Genomic DNA, 21,398 nt, shown 5'->3' with positions numbered 1-21,398 from the left:
CGTGCCTCCTCTCGACCCCTCAGTCGGACAGCCTTCCGTCGACCATTTCTAGCACCCTGTCGCAGTACTCCAACACGTCGGTGTCGTGCGTGACCATTACGGTGGCGACCGCCGCCCGTCTGGACTCGCGGGCGAGGAGCTGGACCACCTCATGGCTACGGGCGCGGTCCAGTGCCGCTGTCGGTTCGTCCACCAGCAGCAGCGACGGGCGGCTCATGAGGGCCCGGGCGATGCCGACCCGTTGGCGTTCGCCGCCGGAGAGTTGGTGCGGCCGGCGGTGGGCCTTGTCCGCCATGCCGACCGCGGCAAGCAGCTCCTGAGGGTCGCGCGCGCCAGCCCGGCGACCGATGTGACTCACGAGACGTAGCTGGTCGATCGCGGTCAGTGCGGGGATGAGGTTCCCGCTCTGGAAGACGAAACCGATGTGGTCGCGGCGGTAGGCCGCACGGACGGCCGGCTTCATCGTGGAGATGGTGTGGCCGTCGACCGTCACGCTGCCCTCGTCAGGGGTGGTGAGTCCGCCGGCAACGGCGAGCAGGCTGGACTTGCCCGCGCCGGAGGGCCCCACCACGGCGACCAGTTCGCCGGGGGTGACGGTCAGGTCCACCGCGTCCATGGCCGTGATGACGCTGTCGCCGTCGCCGAGCCGCAGCGTGACCCCACTCAGGCGGAGCCCCGTCCGCGTGGTCGGTTCGGCGGTGTTGTTCTGCGCGGGTGCGGTGCGCTTCATCGTTGTCCTCCCAGTGCGGCCAGCGGGTCGACGGCGGCGATGCGGATGATGGCGCTTGCCGCGCCGACCAGGCCGAGGGCGATGAGCAGCACTCCGGCCAGGAACACCGAGGGCGCTTCGAGCGCGAACGGTGCCCCGCCGCCAACGAGGGCACCGACGCCGAGGCCGGCCAGCACCCCGACGGCGCTGGCCGTGACGAGGATGATCAACGCTTGGGTCAGACCGTCGCGCAGCAGGTAGGACCGGGAGGCCCCCATCGCCCGCAGAACCGCGAGTTCGTGCTTGCGGTGGATGGTCCAGACGGTGAAGAACGCACCGACGACCAGCGCCGAGATGGCATAGAGGAAGACCTGGATGAGCGTCAGCGTCGAGGTCTCCGCGGTGTACCCGGGCGAGGCCCCGAACGACTCGGCGAGGGTGACGCTCGTGGTGCCGGCGGCCGCGTCGCCGGCCGCGAGGTCCAGCGAGGCGCCGTTCCTGGCCTTGATCGCGACCGCGGTCGCCTCGTTGAGCGCCTCCGGTCGGACCTCGTTGTCGGCTCGTGCGCCGGCGTGGATGAGCCGCCAGGTCGGCAGTGGGATGTACGCGACGTCGACGTGACCGAACGTCCGCTGCTCGGCTGTCGCGCCGATCACGGTGAGCCTGGTGCCGAGCCGGTCGATCGTCACCGTGTCCCCGACCCGCAGCCCGGCATCGAGTGCGGTGCTCGACACGACCAGGCCGTCCGCGGGCCCCAGAGCGGCGCCCACGCGTGCCGGAGGCGCCAGGAACGACCCTGGGTTCACCCCGAACAGCGCCAGGTCGATCGGCACGCCGGAACCACTGTGCGCGTTGACCAGGAGGTTGCCGAACGGCTCGGCCGCCGCGACGTCGGGACGCCCGCGCCAGGCATCGACCTGGTCGGCGCCGACGACGCTGCGGGAGAACGCCCCGTCCAGCTTCGTGCCGTCGGCGAACGCGAAGGCCGCGACGGGCAGCTTCTTCAACCCGGACACCCCGTCGTTGACCAGGCCCGAGGAGAGGCCCGACAGCAGCACCATCAGGACCGCGATGAGGGCAACCACCCCGCCCATCATCCCGAACCGGGAGCGTGCGAACCACAACTCGCGTAACGCCAGAAACACGGGTCCTCCCACCAGCAACAAGTCTTGCCGACATTGCGTCCGGAACGATACCGACACGGTGTCGGCATGGGATGGGCGGGGTCCCCTCGAAACCCTGAGCGGCAGGAGCCCATGGCCCACCGCCGAGGCGCTACGACAACCGAGCCCGCCGGCACCCGAACCCTCTCGGAGGCGGGCTGAGTACCCGTACGGATGCGGCGGGCCGGCGGCGCGGCCAGACTCGCAGCCATGCGTCGACTCGCCCTCGCCCTGCTGTGCCTGGCCGCGCTCCTGAGCTGCGCCGCACCCGGCCACGTGCCCACGCCGGGCGACGGACCCCCGTCGGGCGACTCCACCGAGGGCACCACCTGGGGCACCTTCCAGGCCGACGTGACGGCGGTACGCCTCAGCGACGACCCGCGCTCGCTCGTGCTGACCGTGGCGCTGCTCGCCGACGCCGACGGCTGCTCCCGGAATCCGCGGGTCACCTACTTCGTCGAGGAGAACAACCGCATCTACGCCAACGTGGTGCAGGACTCGCGCCTGTCGGGGGTGGTCGGCGCCTGCCCGACCCACACACCGGGCGAGGTGCGGCTGACCGCGCCGGGGCCGATCGCCGGCCGCCTCGTCGTGCTCAACCAGGAGCCGTGGAAGCGCGACGGCGCGGAGTACCACCGCTGCGATCCGACGTTCGGCTGTGACCCGATGCCCACGGACCACTGTGACCCGGCCTGGATCAGCGTCACCGTGCGGGGCATGGACGTGTCCCGGCACTCCGTCGGCTCACCCGAGGGCTGCGACGGCACCTGGCTGGTCATGACGGTGCCGTTCGATCCGGTGCCGTGCGGCGCCGAGGCGAGGCCGGGCTGCGAGCCGACGGTCAACGTACGCCGCTATTTCCTGCGCTGGGCCGGCCAGCGCGGCTGGGCCACGATCGCCGGTTCGACGGAGGCCGGCTGCGGACGGGTCCACGCCGTGGAACCGGCGTTCCCCAGGAAGCTGTGCGCCGACCTGCCCAGGCCGTGACCGTCGGCGCCGCCGCTCGTCGCCGCTGCTTCGGTGTCGTAGCGGGGTGCCAGGATGCGGGTATGGCGTATGACGAGGACCTCGCGGACCGGGTCCGGGAACTGGTCGGGCGCGAGCCCGGGTTCGACGAGAAGCGCATGTTCGGCGGCCTCGCGATGATGGTGAAGGGCAACATGGCGGTGGTCGTCCGCGGCGCCGGCGGCCTCATGGTCCGCGTCGACCCGGCGGAGTCCGAGCGGCTGGAGGCGGAGCCGGGCGCGCAGGCGACGGTGATGCGGGGGCGGCCCATGCGGGGCTGGATCACGGTGGATCCCGCGGCCTGCGCGAACGATGCCGATCTGGCCCGGTGGGTCGACCGCGGCGTCCGCTACGCCGGGACCCTGCCGGCGAAGTAGGGCGCCGCCCGGGGCCTGCCCGGCGATCCCGCCGGACAGGCCCCGTTCCCGACGAGGGGTCAGCGCTTGAGCGTGAAGGTGAAGTCGCCGGAGAGCCGGCCGGTCAGCCGGACCGCCGAAACGACCTTCCCCTCCGCGACCAGCCTCTCGACCTCCGCCCGCGACAGCCCGCAGCCTTCGGCGATCAGTCGCACCGGCCGGACGGGAATCCGCGCCGCGAAGCGGACCGCGACGTCGATCACCTCGGCGTCCCGGTGATCCCCTCCGCCGGTGTCCAGGCGCCAGGCGCCGTCCCAGTCGAGGGCGATGCGATTGCGGTGCTGCACGACCGGATCCTGGAGCAGTTCCGCCGTCAGGGCCGGGTCGTTGTGGTGCAGCCGGTCCAGCAGTTCGGGCCGTATGGAGCGGACATTCGTGCGCTCCAGGAGCGTGAGCTTCGCCGTGTCCCCGCATCGGGTACAGAGCACGAGGAGCCAGGCGTCGAGGAGCTTGTGGTTGGCGTTGACGCGGAACTTGCCGCTCGCCCGGAAGCGCTCGGACGCGCACACGTGGCAACGGCGGATGACGAGGGGCAGGCAGGTGGGTGCGACCACCCAATTGATGAGCACAGAAATACACCGATTTCAGTGAGAAGTCCGCAGCAAAGGGAAGCGCGGCGCAACTGCGCGACGCGCGACGAATCAGCGCTCGGGAGGTCTCACAGGGTGTACAACGGCACGTCCTTCGCCTCGACGATCTGGCCCGGCAGCACGGTAACGGCGCACAACGGCGCCGTTCCACCGGTTTTCCGGCGCCTTGCGCGAGGTCGAGTCCCGAAAGGACCTAGGGTCGGCCGCCGGACGGCCGCTCGAGACCGAGCCGGTCGGCCAGCTCGCCCACCATCGCGGCGAGCGCCGGGGGAGTCGGCCGCCGGGTGACCAGGAAGAGGGTGAAGCGGCCCGGCACCGGCGCCGTCGAGACCTCCTCGTCCGGGCCGGCGTAGACGCGCGCGAGCCCGCGCGGCAGGACGACCGGGCAGCGCAGCAGCCGGCCCGTGCGTACCGCGGTCTCGGCGGTGGCCACCCGCTTCGGGCGGGCGCCGAGTTCGGCGAGCCGCCGGTGGAGGGCCTCGGCGGACACGTCGTAGGTGTGCGTGACGACGTCGAGGCCGGCGAAGGGTCGGCGTCCGCCACCGAGTCGTACCCCCGGCGGGGTGAGCACGGCCAGCTGGTCGCCGGCGACCGGCGTCGCGGTGACCGTGGCCGGCAGCCGCATCTGGTTGGCGATCGTGACGAACGCGGCGTCCAACGAGCCCTCGCCCACCCACTCGACCAGGCGGTCGCCGTGGTCGAGGACCTGGTGCAGGGTGGCGTCCCGGAGCAGCTCCGCCAGCGCGGGGAACAGCCACGCGGCCAGGCTCGGGAAGGTGCCCACGCTGAGGACCGGGCCGCGCGCGGCCGTGCGGGTCCGGTCGAAGATGCCCTCCAGGTGATCCAGCACGTGGGCCGCCTCGGCGGCCAGCGCCCGGCCGGCGGGGGTGGGGCGGGCGCCGGTGGTGTCCCGGTCGAACAGCCGCTCGCCGATCCGCCGCTCCAGCGCCGCCAGCCGGTTGCTGGCGGCGGGCTGGCTGATCCGCAGTTCCCTGCCGGCCGCGCCGAGGGAGCCGTGGCGCACCAGCGCCTCGACGAGGCGCAGGTCCTCGATCGAGGGCACTGAGCTCATAGGCACAGATTATGAGCCAGGGTGGCGATCCGCCGGCTACCCGGCGCCCCGGCCGGCGCACATGATCGGTCCGTGACCATCCGCCGGGACCTCGCCGCCATGCTGACCACCACCTTCGTGAGCTGGCTCGGGCAGCGCACGACCGCCGTCGCGCTGCCCCTGGTCGCGCTCGCCGAGACCGGGTCCGCCTGGACCACCGGACTGGTCGGCGGCGCGGTCGGGCTGCCCATGCTCACCTCCGCCTGGTGGGCGCGCGGCCTGCGGCAGCGGCTGACCACCGGGCGGGCCCTCGCCGGGGTGCTCGCCATCCAGGTGCTCGGCCTGCTCGTCATCCCGCTCGGGGCGGCGGTCGGCACCGTCGGCCCGCTCCACCTCACCGCCACCGGGCTCGTCACGGGAGCCGCCACCACGCTCGGCGGACCGGGACAGCGGGCCCTGCTGGCCGACCTCTGCGACGGCGTCGCCACCGGTCTCGCCACCCGGATGCTGGCCTGGCAGGACTTCGCGCACCGCAGCACCATGGTCCTGGCGCCCCCGCTGGCCGGCTGGGCGGTCACCGTCGGCGGACCGTTCCGGCTGCTCTGGGCGGAGGCGGCCGGCGTCGCTCTCGGCGCCGCCCTGTTGCTGACCGTACGCGGCACCGCCGCGCCCCGGGCCGGCGAACGCTCCGCCGGCACCCCCGCGCTCCGGCACGTGCTGGCCCGGCACCCCGAGGTACGCCGGGCGCTGGCCATGACCGGCGTCGGCGGCCTCACCTGGTTCGCCTTCACCCTCGGACTGGCCATCCTCGGCGCCGAGACGGGCCGGCCCGGGCTGCTCGTGTCGGCCGGCATGACCGGCTACGGCGCCGGCTCGCTCGGCGGTGCGCTGCTCGCCCCGGTGCTCGTACCCCGGCTGCCGCCGCTGGCCACCATGGCGACCGGCTGGATCCTCCTCGGCGCGACCTTCGCCGCGCTGCCCGCCGTCACCTCGTCGCTCCCGCTCATCGCGGTCCTGGCCGCGGTCGGTGGCTTCGCGATGCCACTCGGAATCGGCGCGCTCAACCGGCTGATCACCACCCGCACCGAGGGCCCGGAACGGCGGGCCGCCTTCGCCGCGGAGAGCCTGGTGCACGACGGCGCCGTGTCGATCGGCCTGCTCGCCGGCGGTGCGGTCATCGGCCTGGCCGGCGCGGGGCCGACGCTTGTCGTGGCGGGCGCCGCCCAGGTCGCCGTCGCGCTCCTCGCCGGCCCCTGGCTGCTCCCGCTTCCGGCGCGGGTCGCGGTGCCGACGGTCGAGCGGCCGGTCCCCAGGCCGGCGGCCCGGTGACCGCCGGACCTGCGGCAGGCGCCAGGGTCAGTTGTCGTCAGCCGGGCCCGCCGCGACCGGCTCGGCTCGCCTGCGGCGGCGCCGTGCGGCGGCGATCAGGGCGCCGACGCCGATGATGGCGATGCCGGAGGTTCCCGCGGCCCAGCCGGCGGTGAAGCCGCTGGACCGAGCCGTGTCCATGGTGGCGGTGCTGACCCGCGGGGCGGGTTCGGTGCCGGGAGCCGCGAACGCCGCCGAGGGACTCGCGCTCGCCGACGGCGGGGACGACGGTGGCGTGGCCGACGGCCGGCTGGGTCGTGCCGAGGCCTTGGTGGAGCGCGTCGGAGTCGCGCTGGCGCGTGCCGGCGCGCGGGTGGCCGGCGTGGCCGTGCTTCCCAGGATGTAGATCTGGAAGTTCAGGTCCACGTCATCGGTGCCGCCCTTGCGGGCCAGCGCCTCGTAGAGGCCGAAACCGGCGGACTGCCACTCGGGGTGCGGGACGGTGCGGATGATCTTGTAGCGCAGCACGATCGTCTGGGAGGCGCCGACGGCCAACGGTCCCGGACCGGGACAGTACTGCCCTCCGTCGGGGTCGGGACTGCACCCCGTGCCGCTGACGAACCTGGTGCCCGGCTGCGTCTCCACACCCGTCAACGCCCACTCCGGCTCCACGGCCGGGCCGTGGTTGGCGACGGTCACGCGGATGCTGACCGTGTCGCCGACCCGGCCTTTCGCGTTCGTGGTCGACACCGACAGATGGGTGGAGGCTTCCATGCGGGTCAGGTGAGCCGAGGCCGGCGGGGACGGGACGAGCAGCGCCGCGCCGATGCCCAGAACGCCGCTCAGGACGGCAGGGCGACTACGTCCACTCCGGACGTCACGGGCCGGGGCACCCGCAGCTGCGTACATTCCGCTGCCCTCCATTGAACCGGCGGGCGGACCGCTCCCGTGCCCATCGGGCTGCGAACATATCGGAGCGCCGGCCCGTCACGCCATCCCGCTTCGAACGGTCAGGCGTCCGGAAGACGATTCGTGGGTGACCAGGCGTCGGTACCGGTGGCACCTGGCATCCGGCCGGCTCAGGCCAGGTCGAACAGCGCGGCGGCGGCGCCCCAGCAGACCGCCCGCAGCCAGTCGTCGCCCAGGTCGAGCCGGGCCAGCCCGTCGAGCTGCTCGGCGTACGGGTAGGGGATGTTCGGGAAGTCGCTGCCGAGCAGCACCTTCCCGGCCAGCCCCAGCTCGCGCAGCCGGGGCAGCTCCGCCGCCGGGAACGGCATGAACCGGTCGAAGAACGAGGTGAACGCCATCGTCGTGTCCAGCCGCACGTGCCGGTAGCGCTCGGCCAGGTCGAGGAAGGCCGCGTAGTCCGGGGCGCCCAGGTGCGCGACGACGGCGGTCAGCTCGGGGTGCCGGGCCAGCAGCGCGGCGAACGACGCCGGTCCGGTGTGCGCGGTGCCGACCGGCGCGTGCCCGGCGTGCACCACCACCGGCACGCCGGCCTCGGCCAGCAGCCCCCACACGTCGTCCAGCGCCGGGTCGGTGGGCGCGAAGCCGCCCACCTGGACGTGCACCTTGAACACCCGGGCGCCGGCCGTGAGCGCGTCCGCCACGTAGCGCGCGGCCGCCGGCTCCGGGAAGAAGGTCGCCGAGGGCAGACATCCCGGGGTACGCGCCGCGAAGTCCAGCGTCCACGCGTTCAGCGACTCCGCCATGCCGGGCCGGTGCGGGTACGCCAGCGCCGTGAACATCCGCACGCCGAGCCGCCGCAGGTGCGCCACCCGCGCCTCGTCGTCCCACCGGTAGCGGATCGGCCACTCGGTGCCGACAAGCGGCCCGGCCGCGTCGAAGTACGCCCACACCTTGCGCAGCATGCGGGGCGGCAGGAAATGGGTGTGCACGTCGGCGAGCCCGGGCAGCCCCAGCTCACGCCAGAAGCCGGGCACCGCCGCGTCCTCGGCCGGCGGCCGGAACTGGTCCGCCGGTCCCTCGTCGCCGTCGACCAGGTCCGTCATACCTCGATGTTGAACCGCTGGAGCACCGAGGGCGCGACCAGCCCCACCGCCGCGAGCACGGAGAGCACGGTCAGCGCCGCGCGCAGCACGATCGTCTCGGCCTTGCTCCCGGTGCGCAGCGCGATGCCGTTGGGCAGCCCGATCATCGTCCACATCCGCCGCTTGATCGGGATGGGCCAGAGGATCGGCACCCCCGCCTTGGTGATCATGTCGCCGAGGATGTGCACGAAGCAGCCCACCCCCACCGCGGTGCCGATGAGCGGATAGCCGCGGTCGCCAGGCAGGTTGGCGAAGGTGAACCAGGCCGCCGCCGCTGACAACAGGGTGACGACCACCCAGCCGGCCCGCTCGGCCCACTCGTCGAAGAGCCCGCGCAGCGCCAGGCCGATCATGAAGAAGAGGATGCTGACCACCGCCCACTTGCCGTACGCGGCGCAGAGCGCGGTGGTGCCCCAGCCGACCAGCAGGGTGAACGGGATGGTGTGGGTCAGCGTCCGGTGCCCGTTGTTGCGGCGCGGATCCTTGCTGAGCTTGGTGGCGTAGTAGACGCCCAGCGAGATCTTCTCCATCACCTCGGCGATGAAGAGGCTGAACACCCCGAAGGTCCGGGCCACGGTGGCGCCGCCCTGGTTGCGGGTCACCTTGCCGGAGAGGTCGAGGTCGGGGAAGAGCGCCCCGCCCGCGCAGACCGCGGTGCCGACCGCCAGCGCGATCGGCGTCTGGTGGTAGTCGGCGAACTGGTCCAGCGCCCAGGAGCCGGTCAGCCACACCGCCGCGCCGGACAGCGCGTGGGACGGTCCCATCATCTCGGCTCGCCCTCCCCAGAAGTCTTGATCGACAAAAACTACGTCACTGTAGTTAGGCGTCGGGCCCCGGGGCATCACCCGGACGGTCCACTGGGGAGGGGTTGCCGGACCGGCCCGGCGGGCGCAGCCGGATCACCAGGAAGTATGTCGTCCCGACCTCGCCGGGCCGGGGCATCTGTCGGGGATGGGACGTGGCGTGTCAGCCGGCCGCGCGGGTGGCGTGACCCGGCCGGAAACTGTCCCGGATCAGCGCCAGCTGCGCCGCTCCGGCGGACCAGTCGGCGTCGGAGGTGGTCCAGCCCAGCGTCCAGCCGCCGGCGTCGCCGGGCAGCACCCGCAGCGCGTGCAGCCGCTCCCCGTACGGGGCGGTCCAGCGGCACTCCCACTCCGCGCCGCCCCCGGCGGCGGCCAGCCGTACCCGCTCGTACCCGGGCAGCCGGCCGCCGGTGGTGAGGTCCTGCTCGGCCGCCCGCAGCTGACCCACCGGGTCCCCGCCGCCCGGGTAGGGCTCGACACCGAGAATCCGCCGGGTGGCCGGGTCCTGGAAGCAGGTGGTGCTGCCGGAACGCAGCCGCAGCCAACCGGCCGGCACCGCGACCCGGAAGCCGGCGGAGTCGGCGTACCAGAGCCAGCCGGCCGGGAGGGCGGGCGCCGCGCCGGCGGGCGCCGAGCCGGCCCGCACCGGCGTGCCCGTGGCGTCGGGCCGGACGCAGGGGAACGGGGGCGGCGGTACACCGGGCGGCGGGCCACCGGGCAGGCCGGGACGGTGGTCCCAGGGCTCGTCCGGCACGTCGGCGCGCGGGTCGCCGCCGGGCGGCCCGTCGTGGTCGTCGGTGACCGCCAGCGCGGTGCCGACACCCGCCGCCACGGCGAGCACCGTGGCGGCCGCCGCGAGTCCCCAGCGGCGCGCCGCCGCCCGGCGCCGGCGGCTCGGGCCCCCGCCGCCGCCCGCGGTGCCGGGCGCCGGTCCGTCCGCGCCGGCCGGTCCGTCCGGGCCGGCCGCGACGGCTGGTCCGTCCGCGCCGGCCGGCACGGCGGCGGGGGACGGCGCACCGGCGGCTTCCACACCACCCTGCTGCTGGTCCGGGTGCTGTTGCCGGCCGGGCCACGCCACGGGCCGGGCCGGCACGTCGACGGCCGGCGCGATGGCGGCGGGGGACGGTCGGGTCGGCAGGTCGACGGCCGGCGCGGTGGCGGCGGCCAGCAGCCGGGCCGCGTCGTCGTGGCCGAGCCGGTGCCGCGGGTCGCGGCGGAGCAGCCCGGCCAGCACGGGCGCCAGCGGGCCGGCGTGCGGCGCCGGGTCCGGCGGCTGGCTGGCCAGCGCGGTCAGCGTGGCCATCGCGGTGCTGCGGGCGTACGGGGACCGGCCCTCCACGGCCGCGTGCAGGGTGGCGCCCAGCGACCACAGGTCCGCCTCGACGCTGGACACGCCCTCGGCGGCCCGCTCCGGGGCCACGTACTGCGGGGAGCCGAGGACCAGGCCGGGGCGGGTCATCATCCCGTCGCCGCCGTCGAAGACGGCCAGCCCGAAGTCGGTGAGCAGCACCCGCCCGTCCCGGGCCAGCAGCACGTTGCCGGGTTTCACGTCGCGGTGCAGCACACCGGCCTCGTGCGCGGCGCGCAGCGCGGCCAGCACCGCCAGCCCGATCTCGGCGGCCCGGCGCGGATCCACCGGACCATCCGTCTCGATGATCTCCTGGAGCGACCGGGACGGGACGTACTCCATGACCAGCCACGGGTCGCCGTCGACCCGGACCACGTCGTAGACCCGCACCACGTTGGGGTGGCTGAGCCGGGCGGAGGTCCGCGCCTCGCGGAGCGTGCGGCCGCGCAGCTCGTCGCGTTCGTGCGGGGCGAGCCAGGCCGGCGGCACCACCTGCTTCACCGCCACCTCGCGGTGCAGCATCTCGTCCCAGGCCCGCCAGACCCGGCCCATCCCGCCGCGTCCGACCAGGTCGAGCAGGCGGTACCGGCCGGCGATCACTACCTGCTGCACCGCACTCCTCACCGCTGGTGGAGGTCCACAATAGCCAACGGATCGGGCGGCACCTATCGACCGTGCGGGCGGCGCGGCTCAGCTCGCGGCCCCGGCCAGCAGATTCCCGTCCGGGATGGCGATGGCGGAACGGTCACCGGCCAGCAGCGCCGTCGCGCGGCGGGCCTGGAACGCGCCGTGCTCGCGGCGGGCGGTGGCGTAGCTGCCGGCGGTCCGGGCGGCGATGGCGGACCAGGCGTAGCGCTCGGCCACCATGGTGCGGGCGCGGCGGGCCACCCGGCGGGCGAATACCTCGTCGCCGAGCAGCCGGTCGACCGCGCCGGCCAGGGCGTCCGGGTCGCCGTGCGGGAAGGTCACCCCGGTCACCCCCGGCTCGACGATCTCGGCCAGGCCGCCCGTGTCCGCCACGGCGAGGGGCGCGCCGGCGGCGGCCGCCTCCAGGGCGATCATGCCGAACGGCTCGTAGAGGCTGGGGACCACCGTCGCGTCGGTGGCGGCCAGGACGGCCGGGAGCTGGGTGGCGTCCAGGAACCCGGCGAACCGTACGGTGTCGGCGAGGCGCAGCCGGCGCGCCTGGTCGACCAGCTCGTCGCGGTACGGGCCGTCGCCGGCGATCACCACCCGCAGCCCGGGGTGCCGGTCCCGCAGGTACGGCACGGCGTGCACCAGGTGCTGCACGCCCTTCTCGTACACCAGCCGGCCCGCGTACCCGACCAGCGGGCCGTCCCCGGCGAACCGGGCCCGGGCGGCGGAGACCGCGCGGGGGCGGGCGTGCCAGGCCCGGTCGTCCACCCCGTTGGGCACCACGTCGATCCGCCCGGCCGGCACGTCGAACAACCGCGCCACCTGGTCGCGCATGTAGCCGGAGCAGGCGATCACCCGGGCCGAGGCGTTGCTCAGCCAGTGCTCGACGCCGTGGATGGTGCGGTTCAGCTCCGCCGGCAGCCAGCCCTGGTGCCGGCCGGCCTCGGTGGCGTGGATGGTGGTGACCAGGGGCAGGTCCAGGTGCTCGGTCAGGGTGACCGCGGTGTGCGCGACCAGCCAGTCGTGGGCGTGGACGACGTCGTACGCGCCGGACTCGGCGGCCCGCAGCGCGGTCCGGGTGAGGGTGTGGTTGAACGCCATGGTCCAGGCCAGCAGCGAGTCGGTGGCGAGCGGGAACCGGACCGGGTCCTCGGCGGCCCGCAGGATCCGCACGCCCTCGGCGTACTCCTCCAGCGGCGCGCCCTCGGCGTGCCGGGTGACGACGGTGACCTCGTGGCCGGCGGCGGCCAGCGCCACGGAGAGCGCGTGCACGTGGCGGCCGAGGCCACCGACGAGCACGGGTGGGTACTCCCAGGAGAGGATCAGCACCCGCTGGTGCCGGGCGGGCTGGATGTCGATCACTTCGGCGTCAGTGGACATGCGGCCCCCTCTGAGTTGTGGTTCCCGCACCGCCCGACGGCACCGCGAGGGGTGCGTCGTGGGGTCGCAGCCCATCCTGCCCAGCGGTCGATAACCAGCGGAGACGCCCCGGTTGCCGGTCTGTAACGCGTTACCGGCGCAACCGCCGGACGCGCAGCAGCTCGGCCACCGACCACGCCTGGAAGGGGCAGCCGGTGGCGGCGTGCGGGGCCAGCCCGTCGGCGGTCTCGCTCACCGAGCCCAGGCCGTACTCGGTCAGGTGCCCTTCGAGGCCCACCAGCAGGTCGGCGGTGGGCAGGCCGGCCCGGCGGTACGCGTCGACGAACGGCCCGATCAGCCAGGGCCAGACCGTGCCCTGGTGGTAGCCGGAGTCCCGCTCGGCCGGGCCGCCCCCGTGCCGGCCCACGAAGCCGGGGGAGTCGGGAGCGAGGCTGCGCGGCCCGAGCGGGGTGAACAGCGCCTCGGTGACCTGACGCAGGGTGACCTCGTCGGGTTCGAGGGGCGCGTACGGCAGCGACCAGGCGAGCAGCTGGTTGGGGCGGAGCAGATCGTCGTCGTGGTGGGGCGTCCCGCCGAGCGGGTACGCGGGCGCCGGCGCGTCCACCACGTCGTGCAGCCAGCCGGCCGGCGTGGGGAAGCGCTCCCGGAACGCGGCGGCGGCCCGCGCGTGCCGGTCCCGCAGCTCGGTGGCATCCCGGCCGGTCAGCTCGGTCAGCTCGGCGAGCCCGGCCAGCCCGTTGACCCAGAGCGCGTTGACCTCGACCGGCTTGCCGGTGCGCGGGGTGACCGGAACCCCGTAGACCCGGGCGTCCATCCAGGTGAGCGCCACGTCCGGCGGGCCGCCCTGGGTGAGCAGGCCGTCGGCCGGGTCGACCCGGATGCCGTACCGGGTGCCCGCGACGTGCGCCGCCACCACGCCGTGCAGCGCCGGCAGCAGCTCCGCGCCGAGGTCGGTGTCCCCGGTGACGGCGACGTGCCGGCTCACCGCGTGCAGGAACCACAGCGTGGCGTCGACGGTGTTGTGCTCCACCCGCCCGGTGTCGGCGGTGTTGGCGAGCATCCCCTCGGACAGCGTGGCCGCGTACGCCCGCAGCAGGTCCCGCCCCTCCTCGCCGCGGTTGGTACGGAGGAAGAGCCCCTCGTAGGAGGTCATGGTGTCCCGCGACCACGCCCCGAACCACGGGTAGCCGGCCACCACGTCGGGGCCGGTGGCGGTGCGCACCACGAACGCGTCGGCGGCCAGGGCGAGGGTCGCGTCGACGTCGTCGTCCGGCTTCGCGGCGGCCACCACCGCCCGGTGCCGCCGCCGGGCCGCCTCGACCAGCGCGGTCGCCGGCGGCGGCTCCTCGGCCAGGTCGTCCGCCCAGGCCAGCACGGACACCTCGGCGCCCGGCTCGTCGAGGGCGGCGGAGAACCGGCCCGCGTACCAGAGGTCCTCGTCGGGGTGCAGCCCGCGCGCCGCCTCCTCCCGGTGCCGCACCCCGAGCCACCACTGCCCCTCGGGGGTCCAGTCGGGCCCGGCCAGCCGGAACGCGCCGTCCACCACCGCGCCGCCGGCCACCTGCTCCAGCCGCGGTGCCGGGCCGTCCGCCCGCCGCTCGCCGTGCGCGTCCCGCCACGTGCAGGCCGCGGCCAGGTCCAGCCGGACCGGGCCGCCGGAGATCAGCCGGTGCACCACCGCCACGCAGGACCGGCCGTACGCCATGGCGATCTCCCGCTCGATCACCACGTCGCCGATCCGCCAGCGCCAGCGCGGCACCCCCTCGGTGAGGTCGAAGCGCTCCAGCAGCTCGAAGCCGCGCGGGTCGACCACGCCGGAGGACCACTCGTGCGCGCCGAGCCGGGCCTGCCGCCCCGACGGCAGGGTCACCGCCGGGTCGAGGCTGACCAGTCCCACCTTGCGGGCCGCGGGCGTCTCCCCGGCCACCACGAGCAGGCCGTGGTAGCGCCGGGTGCGCAGCCCGGCGACCGTGCCCATGGCGTAGCCGCCCCGCCCGTCGGTGACCAGCCACTCGCGGGTCGACGAGGCGGACAGCTCCCCGCAGACCTGCGGACCGAACCGAATGTCGATCAACTTTCCTCCACCACCGGCGGGGTGTCACCCGCCACGACGACAATGGCTCCTGTGGAGAAGTACCCCGGGGGCGTCGAAGATGTGCAGGTGATCACTGACCGCCCGACCTCCGCGACCCCCGACCCCGAGCGGCACCGGCTCGCCCAGGCCGACGCCGGGGAGCAGGACTGGCGCGCATGGGGTCCCTATCTGTCCGAGCGGGCGTGGGGGACGGTACGGGAGGACTACAGCGAACACGGCACGGCCTGGGACTACTTCCCCCACGATCACGCGCGGTCCCGAGCCTACCGGTGGAACGAGGACGGCATGGCGGGCGTCTGCGACGACCGGCAGACGTTCTGCTTCGCCCTCGCCCTGTGGAACGGGCGGGACCCGATCCTCAAGGAGCGGATGTTCGGCCTCGGCGGCGACGGCGGCAACCACGGGGAGGACGTGAAGGACTACTGGTGGTACGAGGACTCCACGCCCACCCACTCCTTCATGCGCTGGCGCTACCACTACCCGCAGGCCGCCTTCCCCTACGACGAGCTGGTTGCGGTGAACGCGCTGCGCGGCCGGGACGACACCGAGTACGAGCTGGTCGACACGGGGATCTTCGACGACGACCGGTACTGGGCGGTGACCGTCGACTACGCCAAGGCGTCCCCGACCGACCTGTGCGTGCTGATCACGGTGGCCAACCGGGGCGACACCGACGAGACCCTGCACGTGCTGCCCACCCTCTGGTTCCGCAACACCTGGGCGTGGGGGCTGCCCGGCGGCGACCGGGTGCCCCGGCTGGTGGGCGACGGCGCCCGGCTGGTCGGTGAGCACCGGGTGCTCGGCCAACTCCTGCTGGAGGGCGACGGCGCGCCCACGCCGCTGCTCTGCGACAACGACACCAACGCCGAGCGGCTGTGGGGGCTGCCAGGCCGGTCGCCGTACCCGAAGGACGGGATCAACGACCACGTGGTGGCCGGCGCCGACACCGTCAACCCCGACCGGGAGGGCACCAAGGGCGCGCTGCACTACGTGCTGGACGTGCCGGCCGGCGGGCAGCGGCAGATCCGGCTGCGGCTGACCCGCACCGCCCCGCCCCCGGCGAGCACCCCGCCGCCCCCGGCCGACCTCGGCGACGGGTTCGACACGGTGCTCTGGGCCCGGCGCGCCGAGGCCAACCGCTTCTTCGACAGCGTCATCCCGGCCGCCGCCAGCGCCGACGAGGCCCTGGTGGCCCGGCAGGCCATCGCCGGGCTGATGTGGGGAAAGCAGTTCTACCACTTCGACGTCAAGCGCTGGCTGGAGGGCGACCCGGGCTCCACGCCGCCGCCGGCCGGCCGCCGGCACGGACGCAACAGCGCCTGGTGGCACATGAACAGCTTCGACGTGATCTCCATGCCGGACCCGTGGGAATACCCCTGGTACGCCGCCTGGGACCTGGCCTTCCACTGCGTCACCATCGCCCGGGTCGACCCGGGCTTCGCCAAGGAGCAGCTGCTGCTCCTGCTCCGCGAGTGGTACCTGCACCCGAACGGGCAGATCCCGGCGTACGAGTGGGCGTTCGGCGACGTGAACCCGCCCGTGCACGCCTGGGCGGCGCTGAAGGTGTTCGAGATCGACGGCTCCCGGGACCACGAGTTCCTCGCCCGGGTGATGCACAAGCTGCTGCTCAACTTCACCTGGTGGGTCAACCGGAAGGACACCGGCGGCAACAACGTGTTCGAGGGCGGCTTCCTCGGGCTGGACAACGTCGGCCCGTTCGACCGGTCGGCCGCGCTGCCGGTGGCCGGGGTGCTGGAGCAGTCCGACGGCACCGGCTGGATGGCCATGTACGCGCTCAACCTGCTCGACATGGCCATCGTGCTGGCCGAGCACGACCGGGCGTACGTGGACACGGCGACGAAGTTCTTCGAACACTTCGCGTACATCGCGGCGGCCGCGTACGACCAGGGGCTCTGGGACGACGAGGACGCGTTCTTCTACGACGTGCTGCGGCAGGCCGACGGCACGAAGGTGCCGCTGAAGGTCCGCTCGGTCGTCGGGCTGCTGCCGCTCGCCGCGGTCACCCGGCTCACCGCGCGTACGCTGCGCCGGCTGCCCGAGCTGGGCGCCCGGCTGCGCTGGTTCCTCACCAACCGCCCCGAGTACGCCGAGGTCATCGGCGCCCGCCGGCTCGGCCCGGACGGCCGGCAGCAGCGGCTGCTCTCCATGGTCGGCCCCGACCAGGTGGTGCGCCTGCTCGCCCGGATGCTGGACACCGACGAGTTCCTCTCCGAGTACGGGCTGCGCACGCTCTCCCGCGCCCACCTGGACAAGCCGTTCACGGTCACCCTCGGCGGCCAGGAGTTCGGCGTGGGCTACGAGCCGGCCGAGTCGACGAGCGGCCTGTTCGGCGGCAACTCCAACTGGCGCGGCCCGATCTGGATGCCGACGAACTTCCTGCTGATCAGCGCGCTGCGCGACTACGCCGCCTTCTTCGGCGACGACCTCCAGGTGGAATATCCGACACGGTCCGGGGTGAAGCGCACCCTCGACGAGATCGCCGACGACCTGTCGGCCCGGCTGATCTCGCTGTTCACACGGGACGGCTGGGGCCGGCGGCCGATCTACGGGGCGGCCCAGCTCTTCCAGACCCACCCGGACTGGCGGGACCTGATCTGCTTCCCGGAGTACTTCCACGGCGACAACGGCGCCGGCCTCGGCGCCTGGCACCAGACCGGGTGGACGGCCCTGGTCGCCGACCTGATCCTCACCCTGCGCCGCTGACGGCGGGGCGCGGCGGAGGAACCGCCGCGCCCCACCACCTCAGGACAGCGGGAGGAACGCCACCCGGGCGTGGTACTCCCCGGCCACCGTGACGGTGTCGCTGCCGACCCAGAGGCCCCGGTCGGTGGCGTACAGCTCGGCGGTGCCGACGCCCCGGTCCTTGGTCGGGTTCCAGGCCAGCGCCTTGCCGGTGGTCGGGTGGATCGCGCCGATCCCCGGCCGGGACACCGCGCCCGCGCCGGCCGAGTCACGCCCGTACGGGTTGTCCAGCCAGCGCTGGTGGCCGCCGACGTAGACCGCCGCGCCGGTGATCGCCACCGACAGCAGGGTGTCCCCGCCGGTATAGTTCACCCAGGTCGGCTGCTTGCCGCCGGCCTCCGCGCCGAACTCGAAGCGCGACGCCGCGTCGCACAGCGTGCCCGGGAACGCGGCGCCGGTGGTGACCGCCACGAACCAGGTGCCGTCCGGCGAGATGTCCACCCCGCGCAGGTAGGTGGGCATGGACGCGGCGCACTGCGGCTGGTAGCGGAGCGTCGACCAGCCGGAGAGCGTCGCCCCCGTGTCGCTCAGGTTCGCCACCGCGAGCTGGTGGCGCGCCACGCCGGCGACGGAGCTGAAGTTGCCCACGAAGACCAGCCGCCGGCCGTCTGCCGAGACGTCCAGCGCCTCGATCTTGACCGGGGAGGTGGCCCCGCTCGTGGTCTTCCGCGCACCCTCGATCCGCAGGTTCACCGAGGCGTCGGCGGCGCCCGTGGTGGCGTTCAACGCGGCCAGGGCGCGACGGGTCACCCCGCCGACGGTCTGGAACGCCCCGCCGAGGATCAGCCGGTTGCCGACCAGCCGCATGTCGTTGACCTGGTTGTTGAGCGCGGCCGGCGCGAACCCGGCGACCCGGGCTCCGGTGGCCGCGTCGACCCGGGCCACCCGCGGGGCGGCCACGCCGTTGACGGTGGTGAACGCGCCGCCGATGTAGAGCGAGCGGCCGTCCGGCGCGGCGGCGAGCGCCTTCACCGTGCCGTTGACCACGGGCCGGAACGTCGTGTCGATCCGCCCGGTGGTGGCGTCGACGGCCACCAGCCGCGGCATCGCGAGCTGGGCGGTCTGCCCGGCGTTGCGGACCGTGGTGAACGAGCCGGCCAGGTACACCCGGTTGCCGATCTGGAGGATCCGGTACACGGTGCCGTCGAGCGCGTGCGGCGTCCAGTCCACCGGGTTGGTGCCGACCACCGTGGTGTGCGTGGCGTTGACCGCGAGGGCCGGCGATGGGGGAAGCGCGCCGCCGGCGGCGGCGAGCGCGGCCACCACTGCGGTGGCCGCCCTCCGGCGACGCCGGCGCCGGGCCGGGGTCGCGCGTGGATGATCGCGTGAGGTCGTCATCGCCGAAGCATCCCGCCCCGACCCGGGTACGCGCAGTCGGGTTCCCGCCGCCCGTCGCACGGCGTTCGGCCAGTCCGGACGGTCCGTCCGTCCGCCTCCGATGATCTTGTCGGCCGGTCCTGGCCGACGTGCCGGAAACCGGGCTGCCGGGAGCGGCCGCGGGCAGTACCGTGTCCCGGTCCGGCACACGGGAGGAGTACGCGATGCCACAGCGCCGGGAGGCCGCGGTGCTGGTCTTCGACGCCGACGACACGCTCTGGGAGAACAACGTCCTCTTCGAGCGGGTGATCGACGACTTCCTCACCTGGCTGGACCATCCGACGCTCGACCGGGTCGAGATCCGGGCGGTGCTCGACGACATCGAGCGGGCCAACGCGGTCGCGCACGGCTACGGCAGCAAGGTCTTCCTGCGCAGCCTGGGGGAGTGCCTGGAGAAGCTGCGGGCGCGCCCGGCTACCGACCGGGAGCGCGCCGAGATCGACGACCTGGCGGCGGCCCTGGTCGGCCACCAGGTCGAGCTGATGCCCGGCGTGGCGGAGACCCTGGACGACCTGGCCACCCGGCACGAGCTGCTGCTGCTCACCAAGGGGGAGCGCGAGGAGCAGCAGCGCAAGCTCGACGCCTGCGGGCTGCTGCACCACTTCCGCGCCGCGCACATCGTGCCGGAGAAGGACGTCGCCACCTACCGCTGGCTGGCCCGTGAGCACGCCTTCGACCCGGCCGCCGCCTGGATGGTCGGCAACTCCCCGCGCTCGGACATCCTGCCCGCCCGGGCCGCCGGCCTGAACGCGGTGTTCATCCCCAACGAGAACACCTGGGTGCTGGAGCACGACGAGCTGGACCCGTCCGACCCCGGGGTGATCCGGCTGGCCGCGTTCCCCGACCTGGTCCGGCACTTCTGATCCGGCCGGTAACGTCCCTGACGTGCCGCTGACCTTCCCGTCGCACCTGGCGCCGGTGCTGCCGCTGAAGCTCTGGCGGCCGCACTGGTTCGACGGGGTGGCGCTGTCCACCGGCGCGGTCGCGCCGGACGTGGGCTACCTGTTCACCGGCACCGCGCTCGCCCCCGGGCTGCGGACGCACACCCTCGGCGGGCTGCTCTGGTGGTGCCTGCCGGTCGCCCTCGCCTACGCCTGGATCGTCCGCCGGGTGATCGCCGGGGTCGCCGTGCACCTGCCCGGCCAGCGAATGTTCGGCTGGCCCGACCACGCCGCGCTGGCCGGCGTCCGGCATCCCTGGCAGGTCACCGTCTGCTCGGCGCTGATCGGCGCGTTCAGCCACGTCGCCTGGGACCGGGTCACCCACAGCGACCGGTGGCCGCGCCTGCTCGGCATCGCCGACTTCCACGCCCTCACCGGGCTGTACTGGTGGCAGCTGTCCGACGTGACGGGCACCCTCGGCGGCGGGTTGCTGGTCGCCGCCCTGGCGGTGCGCGCCGCCCGCCGGCATGAGATCTTCGAGGGTGTCCGGCCGCCGGGGCCGCCGGCCCGGCCGGGCGTGTTCTGGGGAGTGGCCCTGGCGGTCACCGGGCTCGGGACGCTGCTGCTGCCGGGCCTGCCGGCGGCCACCGTCGCGGCGCCGGCCGGTGTGCGCCTGCTGCACCTCGCGGCGGTCGCGCTGATCGCCGGGGCGGCCGCGGCCGGAGCCCTGGCCGCGCCCCCGCCGGAGGCCGCGCGCAGTCATCGCCTCGAACACAAACAGCGCCCGTCCGGCTGACCCTGTTACGCCGACATGCCGTATTTCAACGTTGGTATCAATCACATTCTCCCGAGCCCGTCGAACCTTGTCCCACCTGCGGGAACCTGCCTAACCTGAGCCCGCGCCCACGCCTCTTCGGGGTGAGACGGGGGCGCGCCGAAGTCCGGTAGTTGGGCACCGTGGAGCTGAGTGCAGGCGGGCCGGCTCGCCGTGTTGAGCCCGGCGTTGGCGGCGTGCCACGCCTGCCGCGCTCGCAACGGCGAATTACCGCTACCACGCCGGACGGCTGGGGGTCAGGACCGGGGAGTTGCGGACCCGGTCCTGACCCGTCCGGCCACCTCCCGTCAGGCGCCCGCCCCGTGCGAGGATCCTCCGCGTGAAGCCGACGAAGGCCGCCCGGCTGACCTCCCTGCCAGCGGACACGGCGCAGGTCGTCGTCGTCACCGGCGAGGGTTGGTCCACCACCCACGCCACCCTGGAGACGTACGACCGCGCCGGCGGCGACTGGCGGCCGGCCCTGCCCCCGCTGCCGGCCCGGATCGGCGCCGACGGCTTCAGCGACCGGCACGTCGAGGGCGTGCCCACCACCCCGACCGGCGTCTACGCCATCGGCCCCACCGTCTACGGCATCGCCGCGGATCCGGGCGTGCGCCACCCGTACCACCGGGTGGTTGTCGACGACTGGTGGAACGCCGAGCCGGAGTCCCCGCACTACAACAGCTTCCAGCGCTCCGCCGCGCCGTTGGGCGGCCACAGCGAGGCGCTGTGGCGGGAGGACCCGGCGTACACCCACTTCGCGGTGATCACCTACAACATGCCGCCGACCGTCCCGGTCCCGGTGCCGCACGCCGGCAGCGGCATCTTCCTGCACCAGTTCAGCCGCGCCGGGGGCAACCCCACGGCCGGCTGCGTGAGCCTGTCCCACGAGCACCTGGTCGCGGTGCTCACCTGGCTCGACCGCGCGGCCGCGCCGCACATCGTGCTCGGTCCCGCCGAACACCTCGACCGCTACTGATCCGCCCGCCCCCACGAGCCGCCAGGACC

18 protein-coding genes are annotated in these 21,398 nt (G+C 74.3%); 7 read left to right on the top strand and 11 right to left on the bottom strand.

Going from position 1 to position 21,398, the window contains the following annotated elements; translation table 11 throughout:
- Positions 1–19: 19 nt before the first annotated feature.
- Together NLX85_RS26230 and NLX85_RS26225 are read right to left on the bottom strand one after the other, a co-directional pair.
- Positions 20–730, bottom strand: coding sequence for an ABC transporter ATP-binding protein (locus NLX85_RS26230; protein ID WP_254339413.1), 711 nt, complete (start codon positions 728–730; stop codon positions 20–22).
- Entirely contained in the window at positions 727–1,974 is a 1,248-nt protein-coding gene (locus NLX85_RS26225; RefSeq protein WP_254339412.1) for an FtsX-like permease family protein, read from the bottom strand. Before NLX85_RS26225 ends, NLX85_RS26230 begins: the two co-directional genes overlap by 4 nt.
- Before the next feature lie 108 nt (positions 1,975–2,082).
- Here NLX85_RS26225 and NLX85_RS26220 point away from each other — a divergent pair, with 108 nt between their 5' ends.
- Positions 2,083–2,859, top strand: coding sequence for a hypothetical protein (locus NLX85_RS26220; RefSeq protein WP_254339410.1), 777 nt, complete (start codon positions 2,083–2,085; stop codon positions 2,857–2,859).
- Positions 2,860–2,921: 62 nt separating this feature from the next.
- Positions 2,922–3,254, top strand: a complete 333-nt coding sequence (locus NLX85_RS26215) for a TfoX/Sxy family protein (RefSeq protein WP_254339408.1) — start codon at positions 2,922–2,924, stop codon at positions 3,252–3,254.
- A gap of 59 nt (positions 3,255–3,313) precedes the next feature.
- On the opposite strand, the gene NLX85_RS26210 is transcribed toward NLX85_RS26215, so the two are convergent.
- Positions 3,314–3,847, bottom strand: coding sequence for a DUF1062 domain-containing protein (locus NLX85_RS26210; RefSeq protein WP_254339406.1), 534 nt, complete (start codon positions 3,845–3,847; stop codon positions 3,314–3,316).
- A 229-nt stretch (positions 3,848–4,076) separates the two neighbouring features.
- Entirely contained in the window at positions 4,077–4,955 is an 879-nt protein-coding gene (locus NLX85_RS26205) for a LysR family transcriptional regulator (protein ID WP_254339405.1), read from the bottom strand.
- Between the two features lie 78 nt (positions 4,956–5,033).
- Between NLX85_RS26205 and NLX85_RS26200 the strand changes: the two genes are divergently transcribed.
- A complete protein-coding gene (locus tag NLX85_RS26200; protein ID WP_374628443.1) occupies positions 5,034–6,263 on the top strand; it encodes an MFS transporter in 1,230 nt (409 codons plus the stop codon).
- A 27-nt stretch (positions 6,264–6,290) separates the two neighbouring features.
- Here the strand turns inward: NLX85_RS26200 and NLX85_RS26195 are convergent, their stop codons facing one another.
- The 6 genes from NLX85_RS26195 to NLX85_RS26170 form a co-directional block, all read right to left on the bottom strand.
- The gene (locus NLX85_RS26195) at positions 6,291–6,992 is read right to left on the bottom strand and encodes a DUF11 domain-containing protein (protein WP_254339403.1); all 702 of its coding nucleotides are present in this window, start codon (positions 6,990–6,992) and stop codon (positions 6,291–6,293) included.
- Positions 6,993–7,321: 329 nt separating this feature from the next.
- Positions 7,322–8,254, bottom strand: a complete 933-nt coding sequence (locus NLX85_RS26190) for an amidohydrolase family protein (RefSeq protein WP_254339402.1) — start codon at positions 8,252–8,254, stop codon at positions 7,322–7,324.
- A complete protein-coding gene (locus NLX85_RS26185) occupies positions 8,251–9,060 on the bottom strand; it encodes a metal-dependent hydrolase (RefSeq protein ID WP_254339401.1) in 810 nt (269 codons plus the stop codon). Before NLX85_RS26185 ends, NLX85_RS26190 begins: the two co-directional genes overlap by 4 nt.
- A gap of 199 nt (positions 9,061–9,259) precedes the next feature.
- Complete coding sequence (locus NLX85_RS26180) at positions 9,260–11,056, bottom strand: serine/threonine-protein kinase (RefSeq protein ID WP_254339400.1); 1,797 nt, start codon at positions 11,054–11,056, stop codon at positions 9,260–9,262.
- A 78-nt stretch (positions 11,057–11,134) separates the two neighbouring features.
- Positions 11,135–12,460 (bottom strand): glycosyltransferase family 4 protein, encoded by a 1,326-nt coding sequence (locus NLX85_RS26175; protein ID WP_254339398.1) that lies wholly within the window; start codon positions 12,458–12,460, stop codon positions 11,135–11,137.
- A 130-nt stretch (positions 12,461–12,590) separates the two neighbouring features.
- Positions 12,591–14,534 carry an amylo-alpha-1,6-glucosidase gene (locus NLX85_RS26170; protein ID WP_254339396.1) on the bottom strand — a complete coding sequence of 648 codons (1,944 nt, stop codon included), beginning with the start codon at positions 14,532–14,534 and terminating at the stop codon, positions 12,591–12,593.
- 42 nt (positions 14,535–14,576) lie between these two features.
- Here NLX85_RS26170 and NLX85_RS26165 point away from each other — a divergent pair, with 42 nt between their 5' ends.
- Positions 14,577–17,279, top strand: coding sequence for a glucosidase (locus NLX85_RS26165; protein ID WP_254339394.1), 2,703 nt, complete (start codon positions 14,577–14,579; stop codon positions 17,277–17,279).
- A gap of 39 nt (positions 17,280–17,318) precedes the next feature.
- Here NLX85_RS26165 and NLX85_RS26160 read toward each other — a convergent pair whose 3' ends face one another.
- Positions 17,319–18,656: a hypothetical protein gene (locus tag NLX85_RS26160; RefSeq protein ID WP_254339393.1), complete on the bottom strand. Its 1,338-nt coding sequence runs from the start codon at positions 18,654–18,656 to the stop codon at positions 17,319–17,321.
- Between the two features lie 203 nt (positions 18,657–18,859).
- Here NLX85_RS26160 and NLX85_RS26155 point away from each other — a divergent pair, with 203 nt between their 5' ends.
- The 3 genes from NLX85_RS26155 to NLX85_RS26145 all read left to right on the top strand — a co-directional run bounded on the left by NLX85_RS26155 (position 18,860) and on the right by NLX85_RS26145 (position 21,369).
- Positions 18,860–19,558 (top strand): HAD family hydrolase, encoded by a 699-nt coding sequence (locus tag NLX85_RS26155; protein ID WP_254339392.1) that lies wholly within the window; start codon positions 18,860–18,862, stop codon positions 19,556–19,558.
- 22 nt (positions 19,559–19,580) lie between these two features.
- The gene (locus NLX85_RS26150; RefSeq protein WP_254339391.1) at positions 19,581–20,372 is read left to right on the top strand and encodes a DUF4184 family protein; all 792 of its coding nucleotides are present in this window, start codon (positions 19,581–19,583) and stop codon (positions 20,370–20,372) included.
- Between the two features lie 358 nt (positions 20,373–20,730).
- On the top strand, positions 20,731–21,369 hold the full coding sequence (locus NLX85_RS26145; protein WP_254339390.1) for a L,D-transpeptidase: 639 nt from the start codon (positions 20,731–20,733) through the stop codon (positions 21,367–21,369).
- The last annotated feature ends 29 nt before the right edge of the window (positions 21,370–21,398 follow it).

This window comes from Micromonospora sp. A3M-1-15 (assembly GCF_024213425.1).
In the GTDB taxonomy this organism is placed as follows: Bacteria; Actinomycetota; Actinomycetes; order Mycobacteriales; family Micromonosporaceae; genus Micromonospora; species Micromonospora chersina.
Note: the sequence above shows the minus strand (reverse complement) of the source record. Positions and strands in the feature narration are given on the sequence as shown.